At 59.4% G+C, this 16,641-nt stretch carries 4 protein-coding genes; all 4 read left to right on the top strand.

All coding sequences use genetic code 11. The annotated features are described in order from the left end of the window. The first annotated feature begins 47 nt into the window (after window positions 1–47). The 4 genes from ACTG36_RS00495 to ACTG36_RS00480 all read left to right on the top strand — a co-directional run bounded on the left by ACTG36_RS00495 (window position 48) and on the right by ACTG36_RS00480 (window position 16,641). The gene (locus ACTG36_RS00495) at window positions 48–1,025 is read left to right on the top strand and encodes a DMT family transporter (RefSeq protein ID WP_375279381.1); all 978 of its coding nucleotides are present in this window, start codon (window positions 48–50) and stop codon (window positions 1,023–1,025) included. A 211-nt stretch (window positions 1,026–1,236) separates the two neighbouring features. Next, entirely contained in the window at window positions 1,237–5,685 is a 4,449-nt protein-coding gene (locus ACTG36_RS00490; RefSeq protein ID WP_375279380.1) for a beta strand repeat-containing protein, read from the top strand. Then, window positions 5,570–13,261 carry a DUF7507 domain-containing protein gene (locus tag ACTG36_RS00485; RefSeq protein WP_375279678.1) on the top strand — a complete coding sequence of 2,564 codons (7,692 nt, stop codon included), beginning with the start codon at window positions 5,570–5,572 and terminating at the stop codon, window positions 13,259–13,261. Before ACTG36_RS00490 ends, ACTG36_RS00485 begins: the two co-directional genes overlap by 116 nt. Beyond that, window positions 13,261–16,641 (top strand): hypothetical protein, encoded by a 3,381-nt coding sequence (locus ACTG36_RS00480; RefSeq protein ID WP_439141184.1) that lies wholly within the window; start codon window positions 13,261–13,263, stop codon window positions 16,639–16,641. Before ACTG36_RS00485 ends, ACTG36_RS00480 begins: the two co-directional genes overlap by 1 nt.

Below are 16,641 nucleotides of genomic sequence, written 5' to 3'. Positions count from 1 at the left end.
GGCCTTCGCACTGCTATGTCGGCGGTGTACACGAATGAGGACGACCCATGTCTGCAAATGCCAAAGGCGCCCTTCTGGCCCTTCTGTCTTTCGGAATTTTCGCCGCCCATGATGTCTTTGTGAAAATCCTTGGGGGGATATATTCGCCCATTCAGATCGTGTTTTTCTCTGTTTTGTTTAGCTTTCCGTTGGCGACAGTCATGCTGATGCGGGACGCGAAGCCCGGCACTTTGTTGCCCGTCCACCCGTGGTGGATGGCCCTGCGGACATTGGCCGCCGTCACCACCGCCATCAGCGCGTTCTATGCCTTTACCGTTCTGCCCTTGGCGCAAACCTACGCGATTTTGTTCGCAGCCCCACTTTTGATCACGATCCTTGCCATTCCGATCCTCGGGGAAAAGGTCCGTATTCGCCGCTGGCTGGCCGTTATCGTGGGTTTGACGGGGGTTTTGGTTGTTCTCAGACCGGGTTCAACAGACTTGACGCTTGGCCATGCGGCGGCACTCGCTGCGGCTGTGGGCGGGTCGATTGCGTCGATCATTGTGCGCCGCATTGGGGCCGATGAACGGCCCGTGGTGATGTTGCTGTACCCCATGATGGCGAACTTCGTTTTGATGGGTGTCGCCCTCGCCTTTGTGTACGAACCGATGCCGATTGAACATCTGGGTCTTGTGGCGCTTGTTTCGGTGTTCGCGTGGATTGCGGGGCGCTGCATTATCGCGGCCTATCAGATCGGGGAGGCTGCGATCATTGCCCCCATGCAATACAGTCAAATTCTTTGGGCTGCCCTTTATGGCGCGTTGTTTTTTAACGAAAATATCGATGGCATGACGATCATCGGGGCATGTATCATCATTGCGTCGGGCCTCTATATCGTGTTGCGTGAAAGTGGGGCGGACAATTCGGCAACCACGCCCGTGCTGCGGACAAGATCGCGCCATGAAACCGGCACCTATATGCGGGCGGGGCCGTTCCTGCGATTGGTGGGGCGTCACCCTGAACAGCAGGTTCCCCCGAAGCCCTGAGGGGCTGCGGAAAAAGCAGCAAAGCAGTAAAGTGAGGCTTTTGAGCCGCAATTTCCCCTGACGCGACGGATTTACGCTTATTTTCCCCGTCGGGCGCCATTGTCCGGATCAGAAACGGATTCTACTGTCGATTGAAATAACGACAATCCGACTGCTGGGACGTGAGTTCCCATGACAACAAGAATGGCTGTTGCTGAGTGAGGGATCTGACGTGCGAAAGTCTTGGGTAAAGCTGTGCAAAGCAGCCGTTTTGGGTATGGCAAGCATTGTGGTGCCACATCTGGCAGGTGCGACACCGTTTACGACAACGGTTCCCAATGAGGGGATTTCCCTTCCTGCCCCCTATCCTGAGGCAGGTGGCGTTGCGATCGTGATGATCGGAACCAACGGCAACGTCTATTACCAGTTCTCTGATCCGGACGGCGCGTTCCGCGGGTTCCAGTCCAACGGCCAGCCCACGGCGTTCCGGGGTAACCCGTTCACCATCAACAATCCGATCCCTCTGGATTGTGGCGTGCGGTCGTGTACCGATTATTTTGGCGGCAGCATTGACCGGATGTATGTCCGGTTCTCGGCCTATGATGGCGACACGCAGACGAACGGTTTTGATTTCAACGACATCAGCCTGATCATGAACGGCGTATCAGTCGGAAACTGGTCCAGCATTCAAACCGAAAAGACCGACAATTCCGGCACGCAAAGCTTTGGGTTTGAACAGGGTTTCGGCAACAACTCATTCAACACGGGTTGGTTTTCATCAACCAATCAGGCCCTTTTGGGCAATATCCTGAGTTCCGGCCAAACCACCACGCAGGTCTTTGATGATGACCCCAACGACAACTACTGGGATTTCCGCCGCGGCGAAAGTCTGCCGGATAACAGCCTGCGGACCATTGCGCCGGGGTACGAATTTGAAAAGACCGCCGACCGCACGACCTTTGCGGCGGTGGGTGAACAGGTCACCTACACCTATGTCGTGACCAACATCGGATCCGTGGACATCAACAATGTCCAAGTGACCGACGACCGCATTGCCAATGTGACCTGCGACAAGTCCACGATCCGTGAAACGACCGGCGGCGGCACCGCAGAATTTGCGACCTGTACCGGTGTTTACACCATCACGCAGGCAGACTTTGACGCGCAGGAAGTGACCAACATTGCGCAGGTCACAGGGGAGCCTGAGTTCGGCAATCTTGGCGCTGTCCAGGACACCGTTACCATCACGTCCTCTGGACCGCTTGTCCCTGGAATTCAGGTCGAGAAAACAGCCGATCGAAGCGCCTTCGCCGCTGTAAATGAGGTCGTGACTTATACCTACGTCATCACCAACACAGGCAATGCAACCCTGACGGACATCGTCCTGACCGATGACAAAATTCCTGGCACCATTTGCACGGTGGCGTCTTTGGTTCCGCAGGCGCCAAACAACACAACGACCTGCACCGCGACCTACACAGTCACGCAAGAGGATCTGGACGATTTCGCGCTGTCCGGAACACAGCTTGTGAACGTGGCGGCTGTGAACGCGCAAGACCCCGATGGCGCCACACAAACAGACATGGACAACGCGCAGGTTGATGGCCCTGCCGCTGCACCGGCCTTGACGATCCTAAAGACCGCGATCCAGCCGAATTATGCCGCGACCAATGACCTGATCCAGTTCGAAATCGCGATCCGCAACACAGGCAATGTGACTTGGCCCTCGGCCCCCGCGATTACCGACGCGCTGGTGACAAACGCAGGCGGCACCGTGACGTGCCCCGCGGGGGCCGTCGCCCCCAATGCCGAAATCACTTGCACCGCTGACTATCGCATCATGCAAGGCGATCTGGACGCAGAAAGCCTGACCAATTCGGCCACTGCAGATATCACCGTCGGTGGGGTTCCGATCACAGGCACATCCGACGTCACCATCCCAGCGGTTACCACCACCGGCCTTGAGATCGTCAAGCGTCTGCCCGCAGGCGACCCCACGACCTTTGATGCGCTGAACGATACAATTGATTATGAATACGTTCTGACGAACACCGGCACCCAGACCCTGTTCAACCCGACCGTCACCGACGACCGCGTCAATGCCAACTGCGCCGCCACATCCATCGCACCCGGTACGTCAATTGTCTGTACCTCCGACGCGCCGTTTACGATCACCCAAGTTGAACTTGATGCAGGGTTCGTCACCAACATCGCCTCGGCCAGTTCCACCACGCAGAACGGGGCCACTGTTGCGACAGACCAAACCGACCTGACTGTGAACGCCGACCAGAACCCAGCGCTGACTTTGGATAAGGTGGCGACACCTGTCCCCGCAGGTGATTTCCGCCCGGGTCAGACGGTGACTTATACGTTCACGGTCTCCAACACTGGCAACACGACGCTGACCGATGCGATCACGATCAACGACGATAGGATCGGCGCGCCGTTCGAATGTGCGGCAGGGCCCATTCCACCCGCCCCGGCTGCAGGGTCGCAGATCAGTTGTCAGGCGACGTACCGATTGACCGGCCCTGACGTTGCCGCAGGCTTTGTGACAAACCGGGCAACGGCCACATCCGGGGCGACCACATCGAACGAAGACACGGCAACCGTATCTGACGCTGGCGCGCCGGAGTTGACGTTGTCCAAAGCGCCCGATCCTGTGGGTGCGACGTTCTCGTCCCTCACCGACACTATTGATTACCTGTTCACAGTTGAAAACACGGGCACCACGACGATCACGTCCTTGCAGCCCATCACCGTGAATGACCCCAAAGCGGGGCCTGTGGTGTGTAACCAACCTGCCAGCTTGGCGCCCGGTGACGACTTCACCTGTTCGGTGACTTATTTCGACATCACCCAAGCAGAGATTGACGCAGGTGAGGTCAACAACACCGCCACCGCCAGTTTCACCGCCCCCAGCGGCGATCTGATCACGTCGAACGCAGCAACTGCGACGGTTCCGTCCGCCGTTGTGCCCGGCATGACACTGACCAAAACGGGTCCGGCGAACTTTGGCGTCGCCAATACGACGGTGATCTACACGTTTGAACTGACAAACACCTCCGCCCAGACGATCACTTCGGCCGAGGTGACGGATGTGAAGATACCGGCGCTGCAGTGTGAATTCACCAACATCGCGCCTTTCGGGTCTGTGAGTTGTACGGGTGATTATACCGTCACTCAGGATGACGTGGACCGTGGCACGATCGACAACGTCGCCAATGCGACGGGCAATGCGCCTACAGGGGAAATCCTGTCTGCGACGGCCAATGAAACGATCACCGCTGATCCCGCCGCGCAGGTCCGTGCCTTGTCTTTGGACAAAACGGCCAACGTCAGCAGCTTTGCGGCTGTGGGGGACGAAATCCGCTACAACTTTGCTGTGACCAACACCGGCACGTTGACCCTGCGGGACATCGTTGTCGAAGACCCGCAGATCGGTTTGACCTGCACCATTCCGTCGCTGGCCCCGATGATGACAGATGATACATCCTGCATCGCGACGCATACGATCATCCAAGCAGATATCGACAACGGCACCTTTGATAACGCCGCCACGGCCACCGCGCCGGGTGCGCCTGTGTCCAACAGCAACGTCGAAACACCCGGACCTACACGCACAGCGTCCTTTAACGTTGAAAAGACGGCCAATGACACGACTGATGTGCAAGAAGGCCAGACGATCACCTACACCCATGTCGTCCGCAACACCGGCAACACCACCCTGACGGATATCACGCTGACGGACACCCACACCAGTGCATCCGGCACGACGACGTTGGCATTCACACCCTCCAACGTCATTTCAACCTTGTTGCCCGGCAACACCGCAACGGTGACGACCAGCTATGTGGTGACGCAAGATGATATTGATGCGGGCGCGGACCTGACCAACATCGTCAGCGCCACGGCGACACCGCCCACGGGCGTGACCCCGCCCACCGCGACCGACACCGAAACCGTCGATGTCGAAGACGCAGCACCGGCCATTTCGGTGGTGAAAACCGAAACCGATGGCACAGGTGACTTCGTCAACCTTCCCACCTCCGAGGCGTTTTCGTTTGTCGTGACCAATGACGGCAATGTCACCTTGTCCGGCTTTACCCTGACAGACGATCTGACCGGGTTCACCTGTCCGTTGGCGGATATCCCTGTGGGCCAGTCCACCAGCCAATGTGCCGATACGACGCCCTTGTCTACGACCTACACCCTCACTCAGCCCGATATCGACCGCGCCCAACTGGTTAATACCGTGACAGTATCCGACGGCACACTGACGGCGACCGACAGTGTGACCTTGACCGGACCCACGCAAGTTGCGGCCATTTCCATGGTGAAGACGGCAACCTCGGGGGCGAATTTCTCTGCCATCGGTGATGAGGTCACGTATGAGTATGTCATCACCAACGGTGGCAACATCACCATTCGTGGCCCCATCACGGTGGCGGATGACCAAACACCAGTGACCTGTCCGCAAACCCCCGTCGCGGGCATCGCACCGGGTGGTACGATCACCTGTACAGCGACCTACGCAGTCGATCAGGACGATCTTGATCGTGGGTTTGTCACCAACATCGCTGACCCAGACCATCGTGCCCGGTGGCCCGACCACCGTCACCTCGGGCCAAGAGACCGAGACCGTCAACGCAGCCCAAGATCCGAGCCTCGTGATCAATAAGATCATCACGCCCGGCACCCCGTCCACATTCCAGACGGCGCTGACAGACAGCTTGTCCTATGATTTCACGATCACCAATGACGGCAACGTCACCATTCCGGCCCCCATCACGGTGAATGATGACCAGATCGGCAATGGCCTGACCTGTGGGACGGCCGCCTTGGCCCCGGGCGATGACGTGACCTGTACCCACGTCTGGACCGCAACCCAAACGGCAATCGATGCTGGTCAGATCACCAACGTGGCTTCCCCCGTGGCGACCTTTGACGGCAATCCCGTGCCGGTCGTGAGCGATAATTTCACGGCACTTGCCATTCAGTCGCCCGAGCTGACAATCGACAAGACCTACAACCTTGCCCTGAGCGGCGCGTTTGTGTCCCCGCAGACGCAGGTCTTTGATTTTGAGGTCACGAACTCCGGCAACACGACGATCACGACCTTGCCTGTGATCAACGACACAATCATTGATCCGTCGCGGATCACGCTTCTTGACCCCTTCCCAGCAGGCGGCCTGCTGCCTGGTCAGTCCATCACATACCGTGGTGAATACGATCTGACGCTCGCAGATATTCAGCTGGGCAGTGTGACCAATACGGCGACGGCCTCCAGCGGTGGGGTCACGTCCGATCCGGACAGCGTGACAACGCCCGACGATGTGGAACCGGCCCTGTCGATTGTGAAATCCGCGGATGTTTCAACGTTCGCGGCCCTGAACGACCCGATCATCTACACCTACACGGTGACCAACACGTCCGAAGGCGCGACGATGCCTGCCTTCGCCAATGCCATCACCATCACCGATGACAAATTCCCTGGCGTGGCCATTGCCTGCGACCGCACGGCGGACAACCAACTTGAAGTGGGCGAAAGCACGACCTGCACGGCCACCTACAGCGTGACGCAGGCCGATCTGGACGCGGGCGAAGTCGTGAACTCTGCCGTGGCAGAGACCACATTCGGGGGACAGCCCGTTTTGTCCCCTGCGGATCAAGTGACGGTGTCCGGCAATCAGGCCCCTGCCTTGTCGCTGCTGAAAGAGGTGATCGCGGGCCCTGATCCGGCTGCGGTTGACGACATGATCACCTACCGCATGACGGCCACGAACACCGGCAACCAGACGCTTGCCAATGTGATGATCACGGATCCGCGCATTGCTGATCTGACCTGCACCGTGGGCGGCGTCGCGGCCCCGACTGTTGTGACCCTTGCGCCTGGCGGGGTGTTGATTTGCGAAGGCGACTATACCGTTCAGCAATCTGACGTCGACGCGCAGGCGCTGGACAACACGGCCACCACCATGGCCACCAATCCGTCCGGGACGCCGGTTTCCACCACAGACACAGCGAACCAGCCGATTGATCCGTTTGATCCTGCGTTGACCGTTGTCAAAACCCTGACTTCCGGTGAACCCGGTTCCGACTATTCCGCCGTGGGTGAGGAGATGGTCTTCCAGATCAGCGTCAAGAATACCGGCAATATCACGTTGGATAACGTGTCGGTCACCGACAGCATCGTGCCCGGCACCTGCGACATCGGCACTTTGGCACCTGGTGATGAAGATGTGACCTGCGAATTCACTTATACGGTTGAACAGTCAGACATTGATCGCGGCTTCGTCGACAACACCGCCACGGCGGCAGGCCAGCCCCGCACACCAGACAGCGAAGAGATTACGCAAGATGGCAGCCTGCGCAGCCAAGGCCCCCTGCAGGAGCCGTCTTTCTCATTGGTGAAAACCGCCGATCTTGCGGATTTCGACAGCGATCAGACGACAATCACCTACAGCTACACGGTCGCGAACACGGGTAACGTGACGCTGACGGCGCCCCCGACGATCACCGATGACCGCATTGAAACGGTGACATGCCCACCCTTCCCAGCGGGCGGCCTGCCACCTCTTGGCTTCATCACCTGTTCGGCCACCTATGAAACCACACAGCAAGACGTGGATGATGGTGGGGTAACGAACATTGCCAGTGTGTCGTCGACCGATGCGCCCTTCGATCCAAATAACCCCGGCGGTGCGCAGGATAGCGCAACTGTGCCGTCGGTCCGCACCCCCGGTGTGACCATCGAAAAGGTCGCCTCGGCCACGACGGACGTCGCAGAAGGTGACACGATCACCTACACCTACACGGTCGAAAACACCGGCAACGTGACATTGACCGATGTCATGCTCGACGATCAGCACACGTCTGCGACGGGCACGACGGGTCTGTCGATCATGCCATCCGCGACGATCACCTCGATCGCGCCTGATGGCATCGTGACGCTGACGGCTGAATATGTCGTGACGCAAGAGGACATCGACGCAGGTGCCGCCCTGACCAACACCGTGTCCCTGACAGCAACCAGCCCTGACGGCACGACACCGACAGCCACCGCCGACGAAAGCGTCACACCTGAGAATGAATCCCCCGCGATTGAGGCGATCAAGACCGTCGCATCCAACACCGGCCTGACCGAAGGTGACACTGTTACCTTTGAGGTCCGCGTCGAAAATACGGGCAACGTCACTCTCGACACCATCGGCCTGACCGACAGCTTGATCCGCCTTGACGGGTCCACCGTGACCCCGTCCCCAACCCCAAGCCTGATTGACGGCGACGGCGGCACCCTGTCCCCTGATGAGGTCTGGACCTATCAGATCGTCCATACCCTGACGCAGGCCGATATTGACGCAGGCGGCATTTCAAACTCCGCCACGGCGACGGGCACGTCACCTTTTGACACGGACGTCAGCGATGTATCGGACACCGGCACGGGCACCGGCAGCACATCGACGCCGTTTGTCATTCCGGCCACGCCATCCGTGGAAACCAACAAGGTCGTCGCGATTGAAAACACTGGCGTTGGTGAAACGGTGACGTTCCAGATCACGATCCGAAACACCGGCAACGTCACGCTGACCGGCGTGGCGGTCTCCGACGACACGTTGACGCGTGCGGACGGAACACCTTTGACCCTGACATCTGGGCCGACATTCGCCGGTGCCAACGATGGGTCCGGTAATGGCACTCTGAAGGTTGGGGAAACTGCGACCTACAACGCGACCTATGTTTTGACCCAGCCGGATGTTGACGCAGGCGGAATTGCCAACGTTGCGACGGGCACAGGTACACCGCCCTCGGGCCCACCGGCCACCGACCCTGTCGATACCCCTGCGACGGTGACAATTCCCGCGATGCCGTCGATCACGATGGATAAGGTCCTGTCAGCTGGCGGGCCGAATTTCGACGCCGTTGATGATGTGCTGACCTATCAGTTCATCGTGACCAACACCGGCAATGTGACAATCACGGATGAGATTACGATCACCGATCCGCTGATCACAGACGCCGGCGGAACGATCGCTTGCCCAGCACCCCCGTTGGCGCCCATGGCGGTTGCCACCTGTACCGGCACCTATTCGGTGATTCAGTCGGATATCGACAACGGGTCGGTCACCAACTCAGCCACAGCCAGTGTGCCGGGCGCTGATCCGGTGACCGACAGCACCACGACGCCAGCCCGCCAATTGCCTGCGCTGGGCATCGTGAAAGAGGCGGAAGACATCCAATCCGCCGACTTCATCATCGGGGCAGAGGTGGATTACACCTATACCGTCACCAACACCGGCAACCTGACTTTGACCGATCCGATCACGGTCAGCGATAACCTGATCGCGAATGTAACCTGCGCAGATTTGCCCGTGGACGGTTTGGCACCGGATGCAGAGCTGATCTGCACGGCCACCTACACGGTGACAGCCACCGATGTGCAGCTCGCCAGTGTGACCAATCTGGCCTCAGCCAGCAGTGGCAGCATTGAAAGCCCGCTGACCAGCGAAACGATCCCTGCGGATGGTGTGCCGTCTTTGACGTTGGAAAAGACCATCTCCACAGTGACCGATGCAGCCGACAATCCTCTGCCGGATGGGACGTTCTCGGCCATTGGGGATAAGCTGACCTATGAATTCGTGATAACCAACTCGGGCGAAGTCTCCTTTGCTGCGGCGATTACGGTCACGGATGATTATTTCCCCGACCCGATCACCTGTTACGTGCCTGATGCAAGCAACCCGGACCTGATCCCGGGTGAGACGTTCAGCTGCTTTGCGACCTATGTGATCACGCAGGATGATCTAGATGCGGAAACAGTCCTGAACACCGCGTTCGTCCAGACGACCTTTGGCACAGACCCCGAAACGCCGGTGACAAGTCCGCCCACCACGGAGGAGGTTCTAGCCAACACAGCGCCCGCGCTTGAGATCGTCAAAGCCGTCTCCAGCGGGTCGTATACGGCCATCGGGGATGAGCTGACCTATACATTCGATGTCACCAACACCGGCAACCAGACACTGACGTCGGTCACGGTTACAGACAGGTTCTTCCCTGATCTGGAGTGCACGGTGCCCGAACTGGCCCCTGGCGGATCATTTGACTGTCAAGCAGTGCTGGAAATTACCCAGACGGAAGTTGACGCCGGTGAACTGGTCAACGTCGCGCGCGTGGATGGCCTGTCGCCTTCCAATGAACCGGTAGACGCTGCAAGTAATTTGGTGATCTCCGTCGGGCCTGGCGGCAGCAGTGAATTGACGCTTGTAAAGACAGCCAACCCTGACCCGTTTGGCGCCGTTGGCAGCAGCATCACCTATGCCTTTGCCGTGACAAACGATGGTCCGTTCACGATGAAAGACCTTATCGTGACCGATCCGTTGATCCCCGGCTATTCCTGCACGATCCCGCGCCTTGCCGTGGGTCAGACGGATGCGATCAGCTGTTCTGCGTCCTACACGGTGACGCAAGATGACGTTGACCGCGGTGAAATTGAAAACACCGCAAACGTGACAGGGACAACCTTGATCGACCGGATCAGTACCACGGAGGATACGATCACAACCCAAGGTCCCGATGCAGACCCATCCCTTGCCGTCGTCAAAACAGCCGAGGTTCCGTCAACCGCTGTGGGTGAGACGATCACCTATACCTTGCGCATCAACAACACAGGCAATGTCAGCCTGACTGCACCGGACCTAACCGATCGCATGACGCGGATCGGATCAGGGCGGGCGACTTTCCTGACCACACCCTTCGTGCTGGTTTCAGGTGACGAAGATGATGACATGTTCCTCGATGTGACGGAAACGTGGATTTACTCCGCGACCTATGTCTTGACGCAAAGCGATTTGAACGCGGGCGGTGTGTCCAACACAGTCACCGCTGTCGCAGAGGACCCCAACGGGACGTCCGTCAGCGATGTGTCTGATGATGGCGACACGGGCAACGGTGACGACAATCCGACATTGGTGACGATCACACCGCAACCCGTTTTGGACGTCACCAAAACCGTTGTGGCAGCGGGCAGTCAAACAGGCGACATCGTCACCTTCCGGATCGAGGCCGCCAACCGCGGCAACGTCGACATCCTGAATGTGGTCTTCGACGATACGTTGACCCGCAACGATGGCACCGACATCACCGCAGGATTGACCGCGCCAACACGTGTGGTGCCCAATGCGACCGAAACGGTGCTGCGTCCCGGTCAGGCCTTTGCCTGGACCATCGACTACGAATTGACGCAGGAAGATGTGGATGCCGGCGGTATTTCCAACGTCGCCCTCATCACCGGAGAGGGAGAGCTTGGCGACCCTGCCTCGGACGTATCGGATGATGGCGATGATACGGATGGCAATCTTACAGGTGACCCGACGGTGTTGCCGATCCTGCCAGAGCCGGGCCTGAACCTTGTAAAGGTCGTGACCTCTGACGTGCCGGACGGCGCAGGCGATGTTGTCAGCTTTGCAATCACAGCGACCAACACTGGCAACGTTTCACTGTCGAACATGACACTTGTCGATACCTTCACGCGCGGCGACGGAACCCCACTGACGCCAGACAGCATCACGCCTGATCCAGTATCCGGGCAGACCATCGCAGCAGGCGACAGCCTGACGTGGACGCTATCCTATACGTTGACGCAAGACGACGTGGACAACGGCGGGCTGTCCAACACAGCCACGGCCACAGGCACCAGCCCAATCGGCCTGCCTGTCACGGATGTGTCCGACAACGGCGACGACGCAGACGGCAACGTGGTCGACGACCCGACCGTGATCGACATCCCGCAGGACCCGACGCTACTGGTCGCCAAAGTCGCCACGACGCCGGAACGCATCGTTGACACGTTGATTGAGACGACCTTCACCATCTCGGTCGAAAATGCGGGCAACGTGACCCACCGTGATCTGTCGGTTCTGGATGACATGACCGTCTTTGTGGCGCCCGCGACCTTGGTCAGCGTGTCGACCCCCGTGGTCAACGGCCTTGCCGAAGGCGGAGCGAATGGTGCGTATAACGGCATTTCCACTACTGAGACGCTGTCCGCAGGGTCCACGTTGAATGTGGGTGATACGGCAACCATCGCGATTACGGTGCGTTATGACATCGCGAATGGCTCTCCCGCAGGGTTGAACACAGCTGTGGTCGAAAGTGACTTTACCACTGTGCCGATCACCGCCGTTGTGGGCGTTGACATCAGTGACCCTGATCCGGACCTTTTGGCCAATAAATCGGTCACATCCGCAGGGCCCTATCAGGTCGGGTCGGTGGTGGACTATGAAATCACCTTCACCAACCGCAACACCACGCCAGAGGCGGATTTGACCCTTGTCGATATCTTGCCTGCTGGCATGACCTACGTGCCGGACAGCGCAACCTTCAACGGGGCCGCCACACCGGCGCCCACCCGTGTCGGGCGGCGTCTGGAATGGCGCGGTATCGACATCGACGGCGGCGCGACGGTGACAATCACATTGTCTGCACTGTTGCTCGACGGTGCGGGGTCCTTCGTGAACGAAGCCTTCGTCTTGGACAATCAGGGCGATCAGGTGTCGAATACGGCCACCGCCGAAATCAATGTGGCCCCCGAAGCGGTCTTTGATTGCACCGATGTGATCGGCAAGGTCTTCGATGACCGCAATGGCAACGGCTATCAGGACCCACCGCCTGACGCCCGTGCGCCGATCACGGACCAGACGTTCAACGACGGCAAGTTCCGCGTCACACCTGAGGTTATCGACCAACAGGAACGCGGAGAGCCTGGCCTCGCTGGCGTCCGCCTTGTCACGGTGCGCGGCGATATCATCACCACGGACGAATACGGCCGCTTCAGCGTGCCATGTGCCGAACTGCCTGGACCAACGGGGGCGAACTTTACGCTCAAACTCGATGATCGGTCTTTGCCCACAGGGTATCGCGTGACGTCCGAAAACCCGCGCACGCTGCGGCTGACGGCAGGGATCATGGCCGAGCTGAACTTCGGCGCAACGCTGGCCAATTTGGTCGATATCGATCTTCTGGCAGCGGCCTTTGACGGTAACACAACACAGCCGTCTGCGGGTCTGTCACAGGGTGTTGACGGCCTTGTGGCACAGATCGCAAATACGCCGTCTGTGTTGCGCCTGACCTACTACACCAACGGTGAGGGCACGGACGTCGCCCGTGCACGACTGGCTGCGGTTGAGGCGTTGATCCGCGACCGTTGGCGCGGCCCCTACCGCCTGCGGATTGAGACCACCATCGCGAGGGTTCAGTAATGGAAAAGTATATGATGTATCGCCTGTCCCTTCGTGCGGCCCTGCTGGGCAGCTGTGTTGTCCTCGCGCAGCCAACCTTTGCGCAGGACGGTTCGGGTTTTCTGATCACCATCAACGGCCAACCCACCGCCGGTGATGCTGCCATCCAACGGCAGGTTCAGCGACCGGATGCACAGTTGGCACAGGCTGATGTGCGCATTCAGTATAACGGCCTGACCGCGACACCCGTCCTTGATCTTGAGGTCGTGGGCACCCGCCGTGGTGGGGCCGTCACGCTGCAATCCGCGATGAACTATCCCGCTTACGTGCAGCGCGGTGAGGTGCGGATTTATGACGCCAGCGCAGGCACGCCTCGTCTGGTCCAAACCGTGCCGATCGCGCCCAATGGGACTGCGTCTGTGTCTTTGGGGCAGGGCGATTTTTACGCCACGCACCGCGTCTACGACGCCCGTGGGCGGTATGATGAAACGGCGCCTTTGTCTCTCAACCGCCCCGACAGCCGCCTGCGTGCGGACGGGGTTGAAGACGGCACAGATGCCACTGCCCGTCGCGGCATTCCGGTGCATGGCGGGGCGGTCACAGTGTCCGGGTCTTCGGTGCCGCAAGGGGCCACTGTCCGCACTTTGGGTGAAACGATCCGGCCAGATGGGTCCGGCGCATTTGTCTTGCAGCGCATCCTGCCCGCAGGCGCCTATCCGGTGGGCGTGCAGGTGACCGGTGCAGGGCAAAACGTCGACCTTGTACGCGACATCGACATTCCCCGCGCCGATTGGTTCTACGTGGCCACCGCCGATCTGACCTTCGGCGAACGCACCTCTGACGGGGTGTCTGAAACCTACACCGAAGGCCGCGCTGCGGGCTATGTGAACGGTCACTTCGCCAATGGTGTGCAGCTGACCGCGCAGGTCGACACGGGCCTTGGCCCGCTGGATGAGATTTTCTCAGACCTTGATGAACGCGACCCGCGCAGCGTCTTGTTGCGCGTCGACCCCTACGATCTGTACCCGACCTATGGCGATGACAGCACAATCGTGGATGACACGCCGACACAGGGCAAATTCTACCTCCGCGTGGAACGGGACAACAATTACGCGCTGTGGGGCAACTATCAGGCGCAGGTGCGCGGCGGCTATCTGCGCAACGAACGTACGCTTTATGGCCTGTCCGGCCATTGGGAATCGCAAAACGTCACCGACCAAGGCGACGCGCGGGTATCGGTGGATGTCTACGCCGCACAGCCCGAACGGCTGGCCCAAAGGGACGTTCTGCTTGGCACAGGCGGGGCGGTCTATTTCCTGAACCGTCAAGACATCGGCATCGGGTCGGAGACGATCAGCGTCCAAATCCGTGACCGCTCCACCGGGCGCGTGATCGAAACCCGCGAACTGGTCGCAGGGCAGGACTATTCGATCAACTATATTCAGGGTGTCATCACCTTGGCCGCACCCTTGTCCAGCTACGGCGGGTCCGACGGCGTGGTTGTCACAGCCCCTGGCGGCAACACCGAAACAGCCCTTGTGGCGCAATATGAATACAGCCCCACCGCCCAGGACGTTGACACATTTGCTTACGGTGGACGGGTAGAGGCATGGGTCACGGACGATGTCCGTGTCGGCGTGACCGCCATGACCGAAGACAACGGATCGGGCGATGATCAGGAGGCTGTGGGCATCGATCTGCTGTGGCAGCCTAGTGACACCGCCTTTATTGCGCTGGACTATGCGCGCAGCGAAGGACCGGGGTTCACCTCGTCTGTCTCCTCTGACGGTGGGCTGGTGTTCGACACCCAAACCGGTGCTGGTGGAAATGGTGAGGCGTACCGCTTTGAAGCGGGCGCGGACCTGACCGATCTGGGTCTGTCCACGGACGGCCGGATCGCGGCCTATTATGAGGAACGGACCGCCGGATTCTCGACCCTCGATTATGATGTGGATGCGAATGAAATCCTTTGGGGTGTGGCGCTGGATGCACAGCTGTCGGATCGGGCCGAAGTCGCGGTCTATTATGACGACTACACCTCAGACAATGGCGATGTGAACCGCGAAGGCGGGGTCGAACTGACCTACGCGCTGACCGGCGCTCTGACCCTTGGGGCGGGGCTGGCCTATGTGGATATCAACGACGGCAGCGAAGACGGCACGCGCACCGATGCCGCCCTGCGTCTGACCTATGCGCCCAACGATGATCTGAGCGTGTTCGGCTACGTTCAGGGCACCGTCGACCAGACGGGCACCATCGACAGCAATGACCGCGTGGGCGTGGGCGGTTCTTACGCCTTTGCGGACACATGGACGGTCGAAGGCGAAGTGTCCGACGGCGACCAAGGCACCGGCGCGCGCATTGTGTTCCGTCAGGAACGCGGCGAACAGGACAGCACCTATTTTGGCTATGAGCTCGACCCGGACCGCGAAATCGCAGGCGTTGATCTGGTGGGCAACGATGATGGTCGCCTGATCTTTGGTGGGTCGCGGGATCTGGGCAATGGCTGGTCCGCCTACGGCGAAAACAGCTATGACATGTTCGGCGCGCACCGGTCGCTGACATCGGCCTATGGTGCCACCTATGAGGCGTCCGATTACCTCACCTACTCGGCCTCCGTGGAATTCGGCCAGATCGAAGACGACATCAATGGCGATTATGAACGCCAAGGGCTGGGCCTTGGCATGGCCTATCAGGACGCGGATATGACCGCGTCTGCGCGGCTGGAGTACCGGACCGATGACGGCACGACCGCTGGCAATACGCGCGACAGCGAAACGATCCTGCTGGTGTCCGACCTTGCCTATAAGATCGACGAAGAACGCCGCCTTTTGGCGAGCCTCGATTTTGCGACAACCAGTGGCGATGGCGATATCGTCGAAAGCGGCGATCTGATTGATGCGCAGATCGGCTACGCCTTCCGGCCGATCGATAATGAACGGCTGAATATGCTGTTCCGCTACCGTTATCTGGAAGACACTTACGGCCAGCAGTTGGACAACAGCGACCAGCCGGGGTCCCTGCAGCGCAGCCATGTCCTCAGCTTTGATGCCTCATACGACCTGAACCAGGAATGGACCTTGGGTGGCAAGCTGGGTGTGCGCCTGTCGGAAACGGCACCTGATGCCGATACCGCGTTCACCGAAAACAACGCAGCCCTCGCGGTGGCCAATGCGCGCTATCACTTCATGCACAACTGGGATGCTTTGGTCGAAGTGCGCGCCATGCATTTTGACCAGACCGAGACGACAGAGTTCGGCGCACTGGGGGCCATTTACCGCCACCTTGGTCCGAACGTGAAACTGGGCGTGGGCTATACCTTTGGCACTGTGTCCAGCGATCTGACGGATATCGATTTCGACGAAGGCGGCAGCTTTATCAATCTGGTCGCCCAATTCTAG

Origin of the sequence: Pseudooctadecabacter sp. (genome assembly GCF_965657175.1) — a bacterium.
Taxonomy (GTDB): Bacteria; Pseudomonadota; Alphaproteobacteria; order Rhodobacterales; family Rhodobacteraceae; genus Octadecabacter.
This window is presented reverse-complemented; position numbering and strand designations above follow the sequence as displayed.

Coding starts and splice junctions, on each gene's coding strand:
- ACTG36_RS00495 (WP_375279381.1), top strand. CDS start 48: ATGTCTGCAAATGCCAAAGGCGCCCTTCTGGCCCTTCTGTCTTTCGGA.
- ACTG36_RS00480 (WP_439141184.1), top strand. CDS start 13,261: ATGGAAAAGTATATGATGTATCGCCTGTCCCTTCGTGCGGCCCTGCTG.